15 protein-coding genes and 2 pseudogenes are annotated in these 19,568 nt (G+C 49.3%); 9 read left to right on the top strand and 8 right to left on the bottom strand.

Annotated features, from left to right (window positions below; translation table 11 throughout):
• Nucleotides 1-233: 233 nt before the first annotated feature.
• The 4 genes from ihfA to BZG77_RS12255 all read left to right on the top strand — a co-directional run bounded on the left by ihfA (nucleotide 234) and on the right by BZG77_RS12255 (nucleotide 3,638).
• Nucleotides 234-530 (top strand): integration host factor subunit alpha, encoded by a 297-nt coding sequence (gene ihfA / locus BZG77_RS12270; protein ID WP_077460508.1) that lies wholly within the window; start codon nucleotides 234-236, stop codon nucleotides 528-530.
• A gap of 170 nt (nucleotides 531-700) precedes the next feature.
• Complete coding sequence (locus BZG77_RS12265) at nucleotides 701-1,732, top strand: succinylglutamate desuccinylase (RefSeq protein ID WP_077647443.1); 1,032 nt, start codon at nucleotides 701-703, stop codon at nucleotides 1,730-1,732.
• Between the two features lie 104 nt (nucleotides 1,733-1,836).
• Nucleotides 1,837-2,820 carry a vitamin B12 ABC transporter permease BtuC gene (gene btuC, locus BZG77_RS12260; protein ID WP_077647445.1) on the top strand — a complete coding sequence of 328 codons (984 nt, stop codon included), beginning with the start codon at nucleotides 1,837-1,839 and terminating at the stop codon, nucleotides 2,818-2,820.
• A complete protein-coding gene (locus tag BZG77_RS12255) occupies nucleotides 2,820-3,638 on the top strand; it encodes an ATP-binding cassette domain-containing protein (protein ID WP_077647442.1) in 819 nt (272 codons plus the stop codon). Before btuC ends, BZG77_RS12255 begins: the two co-directional genes overlap by 1 nt.
• A 13-nt stretch (nucleotides 3,639-3,651) precedes the next feature.
• Here BZG77_RS12255 and BZG77_RS12250 read toward each other — a convergent pair whose 3' ends face one another.
• Nucleotides 3,652-4,116 (bottom strand): tellurite resistance TerB family protein, encoded by a 465-nt coding sequence (locus tag BZG77_RS12250; RefSeq protein ID WP_077647441.1) that lies wholly within the window; start codon nucleotides 4,114-4,116, stop codon nucleotides 3,652-3,654.
• 228 nt (nucleotides 4,117-4,344) lie between these two features.
• Here BZG77_RS12250 and hrpA point away from each other — a divergent pair, with 228 nt between their 5' ends.
• The 3 genes from hrpA to BZG77_RS12235 all read left to right on the top strand — a co-directional run bounded on the left by hrpA (nucleotide 4,345) and on the right by BZG77_RS12235 (nucleotide 9,997).
• Nucleotides 4,345-8,181, top strand: a complete 3,837-nt coding sequence (hrpA, locus tag BZG77_RS12245) for an ATP-dependent RNA helicase HrpA (protein ID WP_241844152.1) — start codon at nucleotides 4,345-4,347, stop codon at nucleotides 8,179-8,181.
• A gap of 179 nt (nucleotides 8,182-8,360) precedes the next feature.
• Complete coding sequence (locus BZG77_RS12240) at nucleotides 8,361-8,996, top strand: murein L,D-transpeptidase catalytic domain family protein (protein WP_108743989.1); 636 nt, start codon at nucleotides 8,361-8,363, stop codon at nucleotides 8,994-8,996.
• Nucleotides 8,997-9,142: 146 nt separating this feature from the next.
• Complete coding sequence (locus tag BZG77_RS12235) at nucleotides 9,143-9,997, top strand: DNA ligase (RefSeq protein WP_077647438.1); 855 nt, start codon at nucleotides 9,143-9,145, stop codon at nucleotides 9,995-9,997.
• Nucleotides 9,998-10,071: 74 nt separating this feature from the next.
• Here BZG77_RS12235 and dld read toward each other — a convergent pair whose 3' ends face one another.
• Together dld and BZG77_RS12225 are read right to left on the bottom strand one after the other, a co-directional pair.
• The gene (gene dld / locus BZG77_RS12230; RefSeq protein WP_077647437.1) at nucleotides 10,072-11,838 is read right to left on the bottom strand and encodes a D-lactate dehydrogenase; all 1,767 of its coding nucleotides are present in this window, start codon (nucleotides 11,836-11,838) and stop codon (nucleotides 10,072-10,074) included.
• Between the two features lie 97 nt (nucleotides 11,839-11,935).
• A pseudogene (locus BZG77_RS12225) lies at nucleotides 11,936-13,213 on the bottom strand (L-lactate permease); the annotation flags it as partial.
• Here BZG77_RS12225 and BZG77_RS12220 point away from each other — a divergent pair.
• Nucleotides 13,211-13,816, top strand: a pseudogene (locus BZG77_RS12220) (substrate binding domain-containing protein); the annotation flags it as partial. The pseudogenes BZG77_RS12225 and BZG77_RS12220 overlap by 3 nt on opposite strands.
• 106 nt (nucleotides 13,817-13,922) lie before the next feature.
• Here the strand turns inward: BZG77_RS12220 and BZG77_RS12215 are convergent.
• Nucleotides 13,923-14,630 carry a DUF3581 family protein gene (locus BZG77_RS12215; protein WP_077647444.1) on the bottom strand — a complete coding sequence of 236 codons (708 nt, stop codon included), beginning with the start codon at nucleotides 14,628-14,630 and terminating at the stop codon, nucleotides 13,923-13,925.
• Nucleotides 14,631-14,821: 191 nt separating this feature from the next.
• Here BZG77_RS12215 and cobB point away from each other — a divergent pair, with 191 nt between their 5' ends.
• Entirely contained in the window at nucleotides 14,822-15,538 is a 717-nt protein-coding gene (gene cobB / locus BZG77_RS12210; protein WP_021023193.1) for a Sir2 family NAD+-dependent deacetylase, read from the top strand.
• A gap of 45 nt (nucleotides 15,539-15,583) precedes the next feature.
• Here the strand turns inward: cobB and BZG77_RS12205 are convergent, their stop codons facing one another.
• From BZG77_RS12205 to potA, 4 genes are all read right to left on the bottom strand, one after another.
• Entirely contained in the window at nucleotides 15,584-16,627 is a 1,044-nt protein-coding gene (locus tag BZG77_RS12205; RefSeq protein WP_077647434.1) for an extracellular solute-binding protein, read from the bottom strand.
• A gap of 62 nt (nucleotides 16,628-16,689) precedes the next feature.
• A complete protein-coding gene (potC, locus tag BZG77_RS12200; RefSeq protein ID WP_077647433.1) occupies nucleotides 16,690-17,460 on the bottom strand; it encodes a spermidine/putrescine ABC transporter permease PotC in 771 nt (256 codons plus the stop codon).
• Nucleotides 17,457-18,311 (bottom strand): spermidine/putrescine ABC transporter permease PotB, encoded by an 855-nt coding sequence (potB, locus tag BZG77_RS12195; RefSeq protein ID WP_077647432.1) that lies wholly within the window; start codon nucleotides 18,309-18,311, stop codon nucleotides 17,457-17,459. The genes potC and potB overlap by 4 nt, the downstream gene beginning before the upstream one ends.
• Nucleotides 18,298-19,413 (bottom strand): spermidine/putrescine ABC transporter ATP-binding protein PotA, encoded by a 1,116-nt coding sequence (gene potA, locus BZG77_RS12190; RefSeq protein ID WP_077647431.1) that lies wholly within the window; start codon nucleotides 19,411-19,413, stop codon nucleotides 18,298-18,300. Before potA ends, potB begins: the two co-directional genes overlap by 14 nt.
• Nucleotides 19,414-19,568 lie beyond the last annotated feature (155 nt).

Below are 19,568 nucleotides of genomic sequence, written 5' to 3'. Positions count from 1 at the left end.
CGGCAGATAAACGTGTAACGTATTGGTTTAAAAGGTCAATTTTTTGGACATGGCGCTATTTTTTTTCATGTAAAAAAGTTGGCGCAAATCAGCCAGTTGGCATACACTTGTTTTTAAGTGGTTTTCGAATGTTCCTATAATACAAGGGCTAAAGACGCGTAGACCACGTGTAGAGTGGCGGTGTCGATACTGCGGTATTGCCAATATGTTAAACAATTCTTGAGGGAAAACCTATGGCGCTCACGAAAGCCGATTTGGCTGAGAACCTGTTTGAAAATATCGGGATTAGCAAACGGGACGCCAAGGATACAGTCGAAGTGTTTTTTGAAGAAGTACGAAAAGCGCTTGAAAGTGGCGAGCAAGTCAAACTGTCCGGTTTTGGTAATTTTGATTTGCGAGACAAGAATCAACGCCCCGGTCGAAACCCTAAAACAGGGGAAGATATTCCGATCACGGCGCGTCGTGTTGTCACTTTTCGACCCGGCCAAAAACTTAAAGCACGAGTTGAAAATGCAGAAGTTGAAAAGTAAGCCTATATCAACTTGTCGGTGGTGATAGCACCACAATAAAAAGCCGTGTGCCTTTGGCTCACGGCTTTTTAATTTGTCTATACATGATCACATTGTCAGGATAAAACACTGGGGTTATTAGTTATCTCGTTGTAACGTTTTGTTGTCTAGTTGTAATAAAAGGAAGCATTATGCTGACAGCACGCCCAGGCGCCTTTATTGATGCCGCCCTGACCGCGCCTCACGCGTTCCAAGCCGACCAATGGCATCAGTCGTCTATGACCTTCACACACCACATGCCCGGCGTGGTGCGCATCCAACCTGACAGCCCCACGGTATCGCGTTGCGTGGTCTTATCTTCGGGAATCCATGGCGATGAAACCGCACCGATTGAGCTGATTGACGGGTTGCTGGCCGATATTCTCAGTGGCGCATTGATTCCGACGGTGCCGTTACTGCTCATTATTGGTCATGCAGAAGCCATTAAAGCCCATACCCGGTTTATTGAAGATAACTTGAACCGTCTTTTTGGTGGCTGGAATCAAGAAAAAAACGAAGAACACCACTTGGCAAACCAGCTACAGCAAGCAGTCAGTGACTTTTTTGCGGCGCAGCCCGCGTCAATGCAGCGTTGGCACTTAGATTTACACAGCGCTATTCGCGACTCTTTCCACTATATGTTTGGCGTGATCCCCACGACGTCTAAAGCGACGGATGTACGCCCACTGGCGGCCTTGCTCAACGATGCGCAAATGGATGCGAGTGTTCTGTCACAATCGCCATCCCCCACATTCAGCTGGTACAGCGCCAACCATCATGATGCCTTGGCGGCGACCTTAGAAATGGGGCGTGTTGCGCCACTGTATGAGAACGACATGCGTGAGTATGCACCGCTTAATCAGACATTACGCACGCTCCTTAGCGAGACTGCGTTGCCCTCGACACTGACACCCATGCGTTTTTATCGAGTAACACGCACGTTGACGAAACACACCGAGCAGTTTGCGCTGACGTTTTCATCTTCGGCGAAGAACTTTACGCCGTTTCAGCAAGGTGAATGCTTAGCCACAGATGAAGGCATGAGCACTCATGCTGAGCAAGACGGTGAGGTCGTGATCTTCCCCAATGCGAATGTGCCGGTTGGCCATCGTGCTGGATTATTAGCCACGCCTTTTCGCCCTGATGCCGACCAGCCCTTGTATGTGAATACAACATCAGCGTAATTGCGTACTCTTGCCACACGCTGGGTGTTAGCGCTTTTCAACCGTTGATTCAGTCGGTAAAGTACATTGCATTATTATGTGCTGAATAGATGGTCGAACGACCCATGCAAGTGTCATCACTCACCGCCCGCCAACATATCCGTTGGCGGCGCGCGTTATGTCTTTTTTCCTGTCTTTTGTTGTTAGCCAGTGGCGCGGCGCTGAGTGTGGGAGAGCTCTGGATTAATCCGCTCGCGCCCGATTCGCCATTGGCGCAACAACTGCTGATCCAGCTGCGTTTGCCTCGGGTGTTAGCTGCATTATTGATAGGAGCGTCGCTGGCGATGGCGGGAGCCAGCTTGCAAGTATTGCTGGGTAATCCTTTGGCTGAGCCGGGTGTGCTTGGGATCTCCGGTGGGGCGAGCATTGCGGTCGTCTTATTATTACTGCTTGCGCCTACGTGGGCATCAAGCTCGCATATGGCGATTGCTGCGATGCTAGGCGCCAGTGCCTTTACCTTGATATTGGTGATGTTGGCACGCCGGGCATTAGCCACGTCCCGAATTTTATTGGTGGGGGTTGCCCTGAGCATCTTAGCCGGCTCGGGAGTGACATTGGCATTTTATTTCAGCACCGACTTTAACCTACGCCAATTAATGGTTTGGTTAATGGGATCCCTATCGGGCATGCGTTTAGAGCATGTTGCGATATTGTCGATAACGTTACCTTGTATTGCGCTATTATGGCGCTACGGGCAAAAACTCGATCAACTCATGCTTGGCGACCAACAAGCACAGCAATTGGGACTTGATACTCACCGGCTGCGTTGGCAGTTGATTGTGCTCGTGAGCGTACTGGTTGGGGTATCGGTTGCGACGGCCGGTGTGATCGGCTTTATTGGTCTAATTGTGCCGCATTATTTGCGCTTATGGTTGGGCAGCCGTAATTGCTACTTGTTGCCAATGTCGGCGCTTGCCGGCGCATTATTGCTCGTCTTTGCGGATACCATTGGACGGCTTATTATTCCCTCGGCGGAGTTACCTGTCGGCGTGGTAACCAGTGTGATTGGTGCACCTTTGTTTATTTGGATGTTAGTGAGGGCGGGGTAATGGTGGTTCATGCGCAAGATGTGAGTTTGCCGCCGCGGCTTTTCCCCCTTTCCCTATCCGTTGAAGCCGGGCAGGTGGTGCATTTAATTGGGCCTAATGGCAGTGGCAAAAGTACCTTGTTACAGCTTCTCTCGGGATTAGAGATGCCAGAGGCTGGTCACATCGCGATCAATAGCCAACGTCTCGGCGGTCAAACCCGGCAAACATTGGCGCAGTGGCGCGGCTACCTGATGCAGCATCAACGTCCGGCGTTCGTCATGGCGGTGTTTGAATACCTTAATCTGGTGCTTGATAGCTTACCGAGACCAAGCTTACAAGGACAAAGCTTACCAAGACAAAGCTTACAGCGAATGGCTGGCAGCGCACGTGATGAGGCGGTGAATCATATCGCCTCGCGTTTAGCTGTTTCCGATAAACTCCATCGGCGCATTGATAGCTTGTCCGGAGGAGAGTGGCAACGTGTTCGTCTCGCCGGCGCTTTGTTGCAAGTGTTGCCGTCACTTAACCCTCATGCGTGTCTGCTATTACTGGATGAACCGGCAACTGGGCTTGATGTGGCACAACAAGAAATCATCTACCAAGAAATTAGCATGATGGCAGCAACTTATGGCATTGCGATTGTGATGGCGAATCACGATCTCAACCGGACATTGGTACATGCCGATAAGGTATTATTGCTTAACCAGGGACGCCTTGTTGCCACTGGGCACCCTGGGCAGGTGTTAACCGATCGCCAACTTTCAGAGGTGTTTGCGACCCCGCTTGAGCAAGTCTCCACGGTAAATGGCCCCGTGATTATGCCTGCGCGAACGAGTTAACTACCACGCGTTGCTAGTCACGCTCATCGTTGTCGATAACCGTTAATTTGGCGCGAATAAAGTCAGCATGATCGACATAAAGTAGCTCGGCCGTTTTTCGAATAACGGCTTCCTCTAAGGGGTCGATGTTTTCATCAGCGTAAGCCACCGACCACATGGCTTCGATAAGCAAAATCCGTGTTTGCGGGTCGAGATCGCGTAATTTGTCGGTATATTCATAGAGTGACGTTGCATGCTCACTGTGTTGTCGTGCTTGCTCAAGTAACGATTCAGCTTGCGTGGTCTCAAGCGATAACAGTTGGCAGATCCGTGCTTTCTTGGTCTCTCTCTCCCTTTCATCAATATCATGATCCGCCATGGCGACTTCACTGAGCAGGCCAGCCATCGCTTGATGCCGTGATAAGCCTGCCTGATCGCCCTGTTGCCCCAGATCGGCCGCAAAGGCAGATTCTAATTTACTAAATAGTTGTTTAAGCATGGCGCTTCTCCCTACTGCGACGTCATTTCGGTCTGTCATAGAATACGGCGCGAATCCTATGCAGGTTTGATTCTTTTTACTTTGTGATAGGATGCGACACCAATCAACCTTATTTATCGGCTGTGACACTGATAAACGCCTTAAAAGATTAAGCAGTAAGCAGGAATCGCCTTGAGTTCACGTCATCACAACACGCCAGACACGCTATTTGCAGCCTTAAACGATTGTATGCTGCAAGACCGTTTTCGCTTTAAAAAACGCATTTACGGTGCGCAGAAAATCAATAAAAACGATGCCAAACAGGCCGTTTACGATCAAATCGCCGCGGATATGGCGCAAAGCATGCAGCGCCTTTTATCACGACAAACGAGCACGCCCACCATTAGTTATCCTGAGGCATTGCCCGTTAGTCAGAAAAAAGACGATATTGCCGAGGCTATTGCCAACAATCAGGTAGTGATTATTGCCGGTGAAACGGGATCGGGTAAAACCACTCAGCTACCCAAGATTTGTATGGAATTAGGGCTGGGTGTTGCAGGCACCATTGGTCATACGCAGCCACGTCGCTTGGCGGCGCGCTCTGTTGCTTCTCGCATTGCCGATGAGCTTGATGTCGAGCTTGGCCGTAGTATCGGCTATAAAGTGCGTTTTAACGACAAGGTGTCAGATGCGACTCAAGTAAAGCTGATGACTGACGGGATCTTGTTGGCAGAAATTCAGCATGACCGTTATCTCAATCAGTATGACTGCATTATCATCGATGAAGCGCATGAACGTAGCCTCAATATCGACTTTATTCTCGGCTATTTGCGCGAGTTACTGCCAAAGCGTCCCGACTTAAAAGTCATCATCACCTCGGCGACCATCGACCCAGAACGTTTTTCTAAGCATTTCAACAATGCCCCCATGATTGAGGTGTCTGGCCGCACTTATCCGGTTGACGTGCGCTATCGTCCGTTGGCTGAAGACGATGAAAGCGACCGCGATCAGCTTGAAGCGATTAGCGAAGCCGTCGATGAGCTTTGCACCGAAGGGCCAGGCGACATTCTGATCTTTATGAATGGTGAGCGAGAAATTCGTGACACGGCCGATCACTTGCAACGTCGCCAGTTACGGGATACCGAGATTTTACCGCTCTATGCTCGGCTTTCTGCCGGCGAACAAAATCGTGTTTTTCAATCTCATTCTGGGCGACGGATTGTACTGGCCACCAACGTCGCAGAAACCTCGTTGACGGTCCCGGGGATCAAGTATGTGATTGATCCGGGTACGGCGCGCATTTCACGCTATAGCTACCGCACCAAGGTACAGCGGTTGCCCATTGAGCCAATTTCGCAAGCCAGTGCCAACCAGCGTAAGGGCCGTTGCGGGCGTGTGTCAGAAGGGATTTGTATTCGTCTTTATAGCGAAGACGATTTTTTAGGTCGACCTGAGTTTACCGATCCGGAAATTCTTCGAACCAATCTGGCGTCGGTGATTTTGCAAATGACGGCGCTCGGTCTGGGTGATATTCAAGCCYTTCCGTTTGTTCAGCCACCTGATAGCCGTCACATTAAAGATGGTGTGCGCTTACTCGAAGAGCTGGGGGCAATTAAACCCGGACAAGTGGCCTCCAAGCGTCAGCTGACGGGAGTGGGCAAAACCCTGGCCAAGCTTCCGATTGATCCGCGTTTAGCGCGCATGGTGATTGAAGCGCCTAAGTATGGGGCACTCAATGAAGTGATGGTGATTGCTGCCGCGTTGGCGATTCAAGATCCGCGCGAGCGTCCGGCGGACAAACAGCAACAAGCCGATGAGCAGCACCGCCGGTTTGCCGATAAAGAATCTGACTTTTTAGCGTATGTCAATCTGTGGGGCTACGTGAAAGAGCAGCAACAATTGCTGTCGAATAACCAGTTCCGCAAGCAGTGTAAAAAAGACTATCTCAACTATCTGCGTGTACGCGAGTGGCAAGATGTCCACTACCAAATAACCCAGGTAATGAAAGAGCAAAACAGCGCGTTTAATCAAGAGCCGGCAAACTATCAGGCTGTGCATATGGCCTTACTCGCCGGCATGTTGAGTCATATTGGTTTAAAAGACCAAGAGAAGAACGATTACCAAGGTGCCCGCAATGCGCGTTTCCATATTTTTCCTGGATCGGGCTTATTTAAAAAACAGCCTAAATGGGTGATGGTGGCCGAGCTGGTCGAAACCTCCAAATTATGGGGGCGAATTGCCGCGCGGATCCAACCCGAGTGGGTCGAACCCTTGGCGCAGCATCTGATTAAGCGCACCTACAGTGAGCCGCATTGGTCTCGGAAGCAGGCGGCGGTCATGGCAAGCGAAAAAGTGACCTTATACGGGATCCCGATTGTTGCCAGCCGCAAAGTAAACTATGGCCCGATTGATCCTGTGCTCAGCCGCGAACTATTTATTCGCTCGGCGCTGGTTGAAGGCGACTGGCAGACTAAGCACGCCTTTTTCCGTCAAAATCAAAAGCTGCTTGCGGAGGTGGAAGAGCTAGAGCTTAAATCGCGTCGCCGCGATATTTTGGCAGACGATGACACCTTGTTTGATTTTTATGACCAGCGTCTCGATCACAGCGTAGTCAGTGGTCGTCACTTTGATAGCTGGTGGAAAAAAGCCCGTCAGGACGATCCCGATTTACTGAATTTCGAAAAAGCCATGCTGCTGCAAGGTGATGCGAGCCATGTCACCGAGTTAGATTATCCCAACGTTTGGTATCAAGATAACGTCAAACTCAAGCTCAGTTATCAGTTTGAACCCGGGCAAGATCATGATGGGGTCACGGTGCATATTCCGTTACCGATTCTCAACCAGGTATCTGAAGAGGGCTTTGATTGGCATGTGCCGGGGCTGCGTCATGAGCTGATTGTCGCATTGATCAAATCCTTGCCTAAGCCGTTACGTCGTAACTTTGTCCCGGCACCCAACTATGCCGATGCAATCTTACAGCGCGTGACGCCACTAGAGGCGCCTTTGCTAGATAGTATGGAAAAAGCCCTTAAGCAGATGTCAGGGGTGACGATTGCGCGTGAAAGCTGGAACTTCAGCCAACTGCCAGAGCATTTGCGGTWGCAGTTCCGCGTCGTCGATGATAAAAATCGAACTCTCGCGGAAAGCGAAGATCTGAACGCGCTTAAAGTGTTACTCAAAGATCAGGTTCAGGCCACCTTGTCGGACGTGGCAGATGATGACATTGAGCAGCAAGGGATCACGCATTGGCACTTTGGCCGTTTGCCATCGCGTTATCAGCAGAAAAAACATGGCTTTGAAGTCAAGGCTTACCCGGCACTGGTGGATGAAAAAGACAGCGTCGCCATTCGCTTATTTGAAACGGAAGATCAGCAACTAAAAGCGATGCAGGCCGGACAGCGCCGGTTGATTTTACTCAATGTGCCATCGCCGATTAAATATCTTCATGCACATTTACCCAACAAATCAAAGCTGGGACTGTACTTTAACCCCTATGGGCGTGTGCTGGATTTAATCGATGATTGTATTGCTTGTGGCGTCGATAAATTAATGGCTCAGCACGGCGGCCTTACTTGGGAAGAGGCCGAGTTTGAGTCGTTAAAAGAAACCGTGCGTGCAGAGCTAGGCGATACAGTGGTCGACATTGCTCAGCACGTTGAGCAAATCCTGACGCATGCGTTTACTATCAACAAAAAACTGAAAGGCAAAGTAGATTTGTCGATGGCATTTGCTATGTCTGATATTAAAGCGCAATTGGAAGGCTTGATATACAAAGGGTTTGCCACCGACTGTGGTTGGGAGAGGCTGCCGGATATTTTGCGTTATATGAAGGCGATAGAGCGTCGACTAGAAAAATTACCCGTCGATCCGACGCGCGATCGTAACCATATGCTCAAGATAGAGTCGGTCATGAACGACTATAAAACGCTGTATAACAAGCTGCCAAAAGGAAAGCCGGTGCCTGATGAGGTGAAGGCGATTCGTTGGATGATTGAAGAGCTACGCGTGAGTTACTTTGCTCAGCAACTGGGTACCCCGTACCCGGTGTCTGATAAGCGGATCAAAAACGCAATGGCTGCGCTTTGATTGTGGTAACCTTCTGCCACCTTCGACTTGCGCGTGTACGTCGGTCTGCGGTGAGCTAATTAAATTACTTAACTATCAATAGATAATGAAACCGTGTCTTTGTGGCACGGTTTTTGTTTTTGTCAATACGGGCACGCTAACTAGATAGCCTGTATTGCAGTGGCAAAATAAGGAACATCATGATGCGATTCATTCTTCCCTCTTGGGGACTTGGGCTGTTGGGCTTACTTACGTTGAGCATCTCTCATCCCGTATTGGCCAGTTTTAAAGATGACGTTAGTGGGCTGTATCAATCCCTTCGCCTTGAAGGAGAGGTGTCTTATCACGCTTTTGCCGATGCCTACCGTCACTTTTCCCAGCATCACAGTGCCAAACCTGTGATGACGTTGATTGATTATGGTAAGCCGTCGACCGAGAAACGCTTTTGGGTGATTAATGTCAAAACGCGTAATGTCCTTTTTCGTTCGTACGTCTCTCATGGCAAGAATAGCGGGAATCTGTATGCCAAGACGTTTTCTAATCGCGTCAATTCGCGACAAACATCCCTCGGCATTTATCGTGCTGCGGAAACGTATCACGGCAAACACGGCTATTCGCTACGCTTAGATGGCCTCTCTGAAGGTTTGAATGATAAGGCGCGTGAACGGGCGATTGTTATTCACGGTGCTGACTACGCCAATCCCGCCATGATTGAGCAAAGCGGTCGTCTTGGACGAAGTTGGGGATGCCCGGCATTACCCACTGATTTATCATCTCGCGTGATTGATGTGATCAAAAATGGCACCTTCATCTATGCCTTTTCCCACCAGGCATAAAAAAGCCCGCGAGTCAGTTATCACGATGCACTGCAAACCTTACTACCGAACAATAACTGTTGCTAGCTTACTGCCAAAACCATCTTCCTTTTACCGCTTAGGTTTAGATTTTGGTTAGCCTTTAGCCTTATGCGATAAGGAGGACAATGATGCGATATATTAACCGGCTCAGTATTGGTTTGCTTTCTGCTTGTGTGCTATCCCCGGCCATATCATTGAGTGCACCATCGGCACCGGCATTGATGCACGGCGTGGATGGGCAGTTAGCGTCACAAAGCTATCAAGGCTTTTGGGTGAGTGAGAAGCTAGACGGCATTCGGGCCTACTGGACCGGCACGGAACTGTTGACGCGCCAGGGGAACCCCATTCATGCACCGCAATCGTTTCTGGCAGCCTTGCCTAATGAGCCCCTTGATGGGGAGTTATGGGCTGGGCGCGGTGAATTTCAAACCGTATTGCGAACGGTGCTTGATAAGACGCCAAATGACAGTGACTGGCAACGTATTGGTTTTTACGTGTTCGATCTTCCACAACATCCAGGCCCCTTTGCTGAGCGCTATCTGGCATTAAAACGTCTGGCCGAGCAAGGAGGCGACGTGATCCAGTGGGTTGAGCAGCAGCCGGTGGCCAATGACCAAGCACTAGCCGATCGCTTGGCTCAAATCACCGATGCTGGTGGCGAAGGGCTGATGCTGCATCATCCAGAGAGTTTATACCTTGGCGCGCGCGTTGATAGCTTGGTCAAGCTTAAGGCGTACCAAGAAGTCGATGTGTCTGTGGTGGGAATGAATCCGGGGCAGGGACGTTTGACCGGAATGATGGGATCACTCCAAGTGCAGATGGCGGATGGCACTGTGTTTAACGTTGGCTCTGGTTTTACCGATCAACAGCGCCAACGCCCGCCCGAGCAGGGACAGACCATTGTCGTACGTTATAACGGCGTGACGGATAAAGGGATCCCACGTTTTGCCCGCTTTATACGAGAAAAAGTCGCGCTCTAGGCACGACTTGACTCGCTTGTTGTTCGGCGGTTAGTGAGATGCGGTTGTCGATGAGCCGGATGTTGCTGTCTTGGTCATGGTATTCGAGGTTGGGGCCGCAATTGATGGTCAAGACATTGGCAATCGGTGCTGTACTTTTTCTTGCCGGTTTTTCCGATCCCAGGGTTGAAGCTGTTGGTTGGATCAAGTTGATGATAAAAGTTGGCTAAATCGGGCTCTGCCGCATAAAGGTGTCCCACATTATGCTCTGCCGGATATTTCGCGCCGCGGGTTTCTAATTGCGCCAGCATCTTAGCTTTGATTGCTGCCACGTCTGCGCCTTTTTTGATCACATAGTCTTGGTGAAACACATGACAGAAGAAATGGCCGTAATAGAGCTTTGTCACTATGTTTTGTTCAATCTCTTCGGGCAAGTGTTCTTGCCATTCGGTTTCATTACGTTTTAGTGCAATGTCGAGAGCCAAAATGTCTTCACTATCCCGGTGGTGCATAATGTGATAGCGGATCGCTGCACCGGCGGCGGCAAAACGATGTAACATCGCTTTTTTGGCTTCATCCGCATTACAGGCAAAATAGTCACTGTCTGGGTGCTCGGCAAAAAAGCGGCTTAAAAAGGCGGATATCTCATTAATGCCCTCGTCAGAGGCTTTCACGATCAAGTGATGCTCATATCGATCGCGAAATGCCAACATGCGTTTGGGTAAATGCTGAGGAAATAATTGACTGGCATACTGCATCACTTTGTCGGGTAAGGACTTAGGCAGCAGCGGTACTTTGTCTAACCAGGCGGTGATCTGGGCTTTTAAGGCAAACATCTTGGGGATTGAATCGGTACCCAGTTGCCCAATCGCGAGAAACACGTCTTTTCCGTAACGCTCGGCGATATTAAAGGCATCACGGTGCATGTATTCACCGACCTCTGGCAAATGCGACAATTCAGACAGTACACGGCGACGCAGCGTATTGAAGACATCTGGATCATTGGTACCCAGATAAAAAACTTGCTCGCGCTCAGGGATAGGATAGGTGTCTAGTCGCACAGCGAACACAGCGAGTTTACCGGCACACCCGCTTACTTCATGCAGGCGACGTTTATCTGCGTTATAACGAGCAGGGCTGTCGGCATCGACATCACGCAAGATGTGCTCATAGTCATGGGCGGAGGCTTTACGGTCGTCAAACACAACGTCTTCGCGACGGTAATCCCCTTTTTCAACACGAGAGAGTATGGTTTCTGGGTCGTCACCCAGGGCAATACCTAAATGGTTGACCAGTACTAATTCACCGTGTTCAGTCAGTTGCGCGAATAGCGAATATTCCGTATAAGCTGGGCCACGCTTCACTAGCGCTCCCCCTGAGTTGTTCGCCACGCCGCCGACAATTGAGGCGCCAATACACGACGAGCCGATGACCGAGTGAGGCGCTCGATGGTGGGGACGCAACGTTTTCTCTAAGTGATGCAGTGTGGTGCCAGGGAAACTGATCACTTGCTTGCCATCATCAATCAATTGTAATCCGTCGAGGCGGGTGGTGTTGATAATAACGACATCACGATCATAGTCATCCCCTTTGGGCGTAGAGCCCTCGGTTAACCCCGTGTTAGCCGCTTGCATAATCATGACCACATCGGCTGCAACACAAGCTTGTAGCACGCGCCATTGCATCACTAACGAGGTTGGAAAGATCACGGCCAGTGCCGATCCGCCCCCAGAGCGCCACCCCATGCGATAGTGCTGGGTTTGGCTTTTATCGGTAAGGAGGTTGTCTTTACCCACGATGTCCGTCAACGTCGAGAGAAAAGTTTGCTGCTGGGTTGACGACAAACGAGATGGGGTATTCATAAGCGCTCCTTTCCTTCATGTTTACAAAGGCTGGGGTCAGCCTAGCTGGTCCGCTTGTGGTGATGCAGGCCGAGACGCTCGGCCTGATGGATTGAGATTACGCGACAGTGAGCACATCAGCAAATTGCAGTATGTTCACCAATATAATGCCAATAATGCCGGCCGCGATTAAATAATACAGCGTGGGTAAAATCGTTTTTCTGAGCGTCGCGCCTTCTCGCCCAAGTAAGCCAACGGTTGCAGAGGCGGCGACGACGTTGTGTATTGCAATCATATTGCCAGCAGCCGCGCCAACGGCCTGTAGAGCAATGACAACCACCGTCGATGCGCCCAGGGTCTGTGCGACTTCAAACTGAAATTGACTAAACATCATGTTCGAAACGGTGTTTGAACCGGCAATAAATGCACCTAATGCGCCAATTGTTGCACTCAGCGCTGGGAAGCCATCGCCGACCAGATCAGCGGCAAATCGTGCGGTCATCACGGGCATACTGACGAGTTCGGCACCATTCACGCCTGAGTTAATAAAAATACGCACCATTGGAATCGTAAAGACCAAGACAAAGCCGGCGCCGATCAGTGTTTTACTCGACTCGCGTGCAGCTGTTATTAGTGGGGCTAATTGACGAGCTTGTAATAAGACGGCGAGTAAGGCCACAAATGCCAGAATGCCCCCAGGGAGATATAAAGGCTGAATGGCGGCATTAATGCCCGTTTCACCAAACAAAGTGGTGAAACTTAAGCTCACATCCGTGAGTGCGGTTTTAACGGTTGGGCTGACGCGGCTAATCACTAAGAAGACAGCTAATAGTATATAGGGTGTCCAAGCCATTGCCATGCTCATGGGTTTATCTTGGATTTTAAGGTCCATTTTTAATGATCCTAGCCAATGTGTCGGCCACGTGGATTCATCATCAAAGTCCCACTGCGTCTTGGGAACAAGAAATCCTTTCCGCGCGGCTATCGTGACCAGCACAATACCGACGAGCCCGCCGAGTAGTGATGGAAACTCCGGGCCGAGCAGCCAGCCGGTGAGCGCGTAGGGAACCGTACAGGCTAAACCAGCAAAAATTGCAAAAGGCGCGACCGCCAAGCCTTCTTTCCAGCTTTTATTTTTTCCAAAAAAACGGGTCAGCATCATAGCCATGAGCAGCGGCATAAGGGTGCCGATCACCGCATGAATAAACGAGACTTGCGTGGTAATTGCCTGCAAGTAGGTGGCCCAATCGCTGCCGTTGGCGGTGAGAGTCTGACCAATAGCATGACTGTCTAATCCTTTATTAACCCCGACGATAATGGGGGTCCCCACGGCGCCGAATGACTCAGGGGTTGACTGGATCATCATGCCGACCACTACCGCTGCAAGCGCAGGGAAATCTCGGGTGAGTTATTGTTAGCCGAAGCGGTCGCTGAGTTTTGTGGTCAATATCCCGGCTTGAATATTGATATGTCTTTGAACAACCGCTTTGTCGATTTGATTGATGAAGGCTTCGATTTAGTGATCCGTACAGGGTACTTGGAAGACTCGAGTCTTATCGCTCGCCATATTCTCGATTCTCAGTGGGTCGTATGTGCAGCACCAGGCTATATTGCTCGCCACGGCAGGCCTCAGCACCCCATTGAGCTTAAACAGCACAACTGCTTGCAATACGCGTATCAGACCACAGGTGCGAGTGATTGGGAGTTTAAAGGCGAGCATAAAAATCAAGTCATTAAAGTGACAGGTAATCTGTCTACGGATAACCCGATTGCATTGCGCCAGGGAGCGTTGAGTGGTCATGGGATCGCTTATGTGCCGCGCTGTTTGGTGTATAACGATTTAATCGAAGGGGATTTGATTGATCTGTTCCCTGATCAAGTGGGAAAAAAACTAGGGATTTACGCGGTTTATCCGTTTACGCGTCAACCGCCGAAAAAGGTACGCTTATTGATTGAGCATATTCGCAATAAGTATTTGGCCATTCAGCACTGCTTCTAGTTGGCACGGCTTCTAGGGAATCAGTATTCACTGGGCGAGTTCATCACTGTGAGTGGCCCTGATTAGCGATGCTTCAGGGCCGATAGGACACTAGAAAGTCACGGGGCTATGTGGTGCTGTAAGCGTCTTTTCGCTGATTAAATCGCTCAACCAGGTCTTGAATTGCCGCTTCGCAATAGGGGCGTAATCCACTGGCTACCATGGTCTTGCATCCGTGACCGACTCGTTGGCCGTTAACGATAAAATCGAAGGCGAGCTCGACTTTTCCTCGTTTTCCGCTGACATGCATTGCTGAATCGGAGAGCTCGACTTGCGCAGAGGCAATCGATAAATCGTCGAATGCTAGGCGCATTTTTTCATACATCACCAATGGGCGATCGGTGTTTATCATCATCTGTTGCTCACGCATCAGTGGCACCATGATGTGGGGAAAGTTCTTGCCAGAAAACTGAACATAATGAGTCGCTATTTCGGTCGCCAATGCCTGATCATGACGCACCGCGCCGCGTCGAGTCATTGTTAGGTAGCGCTTTTGATCATCGTCGACGACAGTGACTTCCTCATCTGTTTCAACGATAGTTAAAGGGGTGTTGGCACTGATCATGCCATTAAACTGAATTTCAATTTCCTCACTGATCCCCGTTTTTGCGAGCAAAATAGAAAGGAGCAGATCCCCCGGCACACAAAATCGTGACGCATCGGTATCATGAATGGGGTTAAAGTCACCGGCAACGCGTTTCGCAAAGTCACTCGCTTGTTGGCGAGTAAAAATCAGTTTTCCATCTTGCTCAGAATAATAATGTTCTAAATTCATAGTGAGTAACAGATACGAGAAATAAGCGGCCATTGTAACCCAAGCAGTACCAAGCATTGGTCTAGCCAGTCGTTACATCGCTTATTTGTGAGTTATGTCAACGACTAAGGTCTAAAACCACAATGCTTCAATGGTAAAGGCGAGAGTGGTATAAATGGCGTAGGTTAATGAATTATCAAGAATAGACGCGTATGACATTCCCTTATCAACACATCGTAATTTTAACCGGCGCTGGCATATCAGCGGAATCAGGGATAAAAACATTCCGTGATCAAGATGGCTTGTGGGAAGAACACCACATTGAAGATGTTGCAACGCCTGAGGGGTTTGAGCGCAATCCAACGTTAGTGCAGCAGTTTTATAATGATCGCCGTCGACAATTACAGTCGGGAGTGAGCCCAAACCTCGCCCATAACGCCTTGGCTTACTTGGAAAAAACAACTCATGCCTCTGTGCTGGTGGTGACACAAAATATTGACGATCTCCATGAGCGAGCTGGCACCCATCATATTATTCATATGCATGGTGAACTATTAAAGGCACGCTGTAGTCACTCTCAGCAAACCATTGATTGGAAAGGTGATATTTCGGTTTCTGACCACTGCCACTGTTGTCAAATGCCGGCACCTTTGCGGCCTCATGTTGTTTGGTTTGGTGAAATGCCATGGGGCATGGGGAAAATCCATGAGGCGTTAAATAAAGCGGATTTGTTTATCTCTATAGGGACATCGGGGGCAGTGTATCCCGCAGCGGGCTTTGTGCATGAAGCGGCAATGCATGGCGCGCATACAATTGAAATCAACCTCGAACCCAGTGCGGTTGAGAGCGAGTTTGATGAACGGCGCTACGGCAAAGCAAGCACTTTAGTGCCTGAGCTGGTGGATGAGATACTGGCGCTTGAGCGATAAATCAGGGGCGTCTTTGCCCCTGACAGTCTAGAACAGCACGCGGGATCACATACCGGCTTTTAAGCGTTGAAAATAATCTTCATAAAGTCGGTTGGCGTCACCTACATCGTTTTGCCATTCGCCGGCAGCCATCACCGACTGTGGTGGATAAATTTGCGGGTTATTTTTAAACGCGGCAGGCAATAACGGATAGGCGGCTTTCACTGGCGTTGGATAACCTATCTGCAGGGCAAGCTTAGCGGCGTTTTCCGGACGTAAGAGAAAATCGATCATTTTATGCGCGGCATCGACGTTTTTAGCATCCGCTGGAATCGCGAGGCTATCCATCCAAAAAATTGCGCCTTCTTCTGGCCACACCATGTCGATCGATGCGCCTTCTTGACGCGCCATGTAGGCACTGCCATTCCAAAGCATGCCTAGGGTGACTTCGCCCGCTAAAAACGGGTTAGCCGGAAAATCAGAATTAAAGAGCAATACATTTGGCATTAACGTTTTAAGTGACTGATAGGCCGCTTTTATTTCTTCCGGATCTGTGGTGTTGGAAGAGTAACCGAGTTTTCGCAGGGCAATATGAAATAGCTCTCTGGCATCATCCATCATCAACAGTTGGCCTTGCCATTTGGGATCCCATAAATCAGCCCAGCTCGAGACATCGGCTTTGTCCATAAAGTCGGTGTTAACGCCGATACCTGTCGCTCCCCAAATATAGGGCACAGAATAATCATTGTTAGGGTCAAAAGGTTTGTTCAAGTTAACCGGATCCAGACCTGAAAAATGCTGGAGTTGCGATTTGTCGATTTTTTGTAGCATGCCTTGCTGACGCATTTTAGCGACATAGTAAGTTGACGGCACCACAAGATCGTAGCCCTCAGGATGCGTTTTCAATTTGGCATACATGGTCTCATTGGACTCATAGGTGGAGTACATCACCTCAATACCCGTTTCATCGGTGAAATCTTCGATAACCGAATTAGGGATATATTCAGACCAATTGTAGAAATACAAAACATCATTGTCCGCGGCGGTCGCGGTAGACGTGAGTAATGCACCGAACAGGGTAAGCGCAAAAAAGGGGGACCATTTAACCATGGTGAGCTCCTCGTAACACAAAAAGGAGGGCGGCTGACCTGTCAACTGCCCTGGGGAATGGATTATTTTAGTCGATCGTTGGCTAGCCATTGTGAGCACATGACCAGCACGAGTGACACAATCAGCATAACGGTGGCAAGGGCGTTAATTTCTGGCGACACGCCGACTTTTACCATGGAGTAAACTTTGAGCGGCAATATTTCATAACCTGGCCCGGTGACAAAAGAGCTGACGATGACATCATCCAGTGACAAGGTGAAGCTTAGTAACCAACCCGCTGCAACCGCGGGAGCGGCAAGCGGTAGGATGATTTTGGTCAAAATAACCCATTCGCTCGCGCCTAAGTCACGTGCGGCTTCAAGCATTTTGACATCAAAACCATTTAAGCGGCTGTAAACCGTTACGACTACAAATGGCAGGCAAAAAGTAATGTGTGACAGCAGCAAGGTCAAAAATCCTAATTGTGCGCCCATTAAGATAAAGAGCGCCAACAGCGAGATAGCCATCACGATATCGGGCGACATCATCACCACGAACAGCATACCATTGACAAACTGCTTGCCGCGAAAGCGATAACGAAACAGTGCTACCGCGGTTAAGCTACCTATAATAGCGGCCGCACTAGCAGAAAAAATAGCAATGGTCAGTGAGTTCCCCGCGGCTTGCATCAGGCTATGATTATTGACAAGTTCTTCATACCATTGCCAAGTAAAGCCTTTCCAACTCATCCCAAACTTGCTCGCGTTGAACGAATTGACGATCAAAATCAGAATTGGGATATATAAAAAAGCATAAACCAAAGAGAGGAAGCTGCCTTTAACAAAGCGATTCATGATAATGCCTCCTTACGATTCATCCATTTCCCCACACGCCAATAGGCAAATAGCAGCAGCCCCATGAGCACCGTCAGAGAAATACTGGCCGCGGAACCAAATGGCCAATCGCGAACATTGAGGATTTGGCTCTTAATCACGTTACCGATCAATAGGTTTTTCGCCCCACCTAATAAGTCAGAGACGTAGAACATGCCGAGGGCTGGAAGAATCACCAGTAAACTACCGGCAATAATGCCTGGCGTAGTAAGTGGTAAGATCACGCGCAAGAAGCATTGTAACTTGTTGGCGCCCAGATCGCGTGCCGCCTCTAAGTAGCTGTTATCCAGTTTTTCAATGCTGGAGTACAACGGCAGAATCATAAACGGCAGCAAGATATAAACGAGACCGATCATGACCGCATATTCGGTGTACATAATACGGATAGGGCGCTCAATGATCCCAAGCCACATTAGGCTTTCATTGAGTAACCCTCTCGTGCCCAGAAAGATTTTGAGGCCATAGGTGCGGATTAATGAGTTAGTCCAAAATGGCACAATGACTAAAAAGAGCATCATTGGGCGCATTTTTTTGGGCATCTTGGCAACAACAAAGGCAAACGGGTAGCCGATAAGCAGACAAATCAGCGTCGCTAACGCTGCCATGTAGAAGGAATGCCACACCACTTTAGCGTAGAGAGGATCGAGAAGTTTTGCGTAGTTACTCAGCGTGAACGTCATCTCGATAAGATTGGCGTCATCGCGGGTTAAAAAACTGGTGACGATGATCATTAGGTTGGGCAAAAAAACAAATACCAACAACCAGCCGACCACCAAACCAATAATGGCTGTTTGAAGATTAAGCTTTTTCATCGGCCAATACCACCTCCCAGCTCTCTACCCAGGTCAAGGTGACTTTTTGATTCAGAGAGTGATCAACATCTGGATCGTCTTCATTAAAAAACTCACTGACCATCACGGTTTGCCCTGACGGAAGCTCGAGTACTGAATCCAGGGTCATGCCTTTATAGTTACGCTCGCGTACGTAGCCGACAATACCGTTAGGCTCCGCATCATCGCTAATTTCTTGTAGGCGAATGTCTTCAGGGCGCAGCAATACCTTGACCTTATCGTCAGGCTTCACATCAAGGTTGCAGAATACCTCGCACTCACGGGATTCAATACTAGCCCAAATGCGGTTTTCATCGATGCGTTTAATCACGGTGGCATCAAAGACATTGATTTCGCCAATAAACCGGGCGACAAACAAGYTCTTTGGCTCTTCATAGATCTCACGTGGTGAGCCGTCTTGTTCGATTTCGCCTTCACGCATGACCAATATACGGTCAGACATCGACAACGCTTCTTCTTGATCATGGGTGACAAAGATAAACGTAATGCCGAGTTTACGCTGAAGCTGCTTGAGCTCCATTTGCATTTGCTTACGCAGTTTATAATCGAGTGCAGAGAGCGATTCGTCGAGCAGTAAGACGCTTGGTTTATTCACCACAGCACGCGCAATCGCAATACGCTGCTGCTGACCGCCTGACAACTGGTGGGGCTTGCGTGAGGCATAGTGGTCCAGCTGCACCATGCGAAGTGCTTCCATCACACGCGGCTCGATCTCATTGCGGTTCACACCTTGCATACGTAAGCCAAATGCCACGTTTTCAAACACACTCATGTGGGGAAATAAGGCATAGCTTTGAAACACAGTGTTGACGTTGCGTTGTTCGGCAGGCAAATCGGTGACATCTTGACCGTCAATGATAACCTGGCCGCTGTCAGCGTCCTCAAGCCCCGCAATTAAGCGTAATACGGTTGTTTTACCACAACCCGAAGGACCGAGAATGGTGAGAAATTCACCGTCATTCACGCTTAAATTGAAGCGTGAAATAATTTCTTTGCCGTCGAAACTTTTGGTTAATGACGCCAGCTCGACAACCGGTTTGTGAGATAGATGGGTGTGATTCAATGGTTCGTTCTCTCTCTACCTGGCAAATTGTCTTGTACATACGTACCCATAAAACAGACGGCGCATAATAGACGCGCACAAGTCGAAGTTAAAGCAATTTTTCTCCCCATTTAATGCATTTCCTTTCATGACTGGCGTGGATAGCATCCTTGACG

The organism is Salinivibrio sp. IB643 (genome assembly GCF_001996105.1).
Classification (GTDB): domain Bacteria; phylum Pseudomonadota; class Gammaproteobacteria; order Enterobacterales; family Vibrionaceae; genus Salinivibrio; species Salinivibrio costicola.
This window is presented reverse-complemented; position numbering and strand designations above follow the sequence as displayed.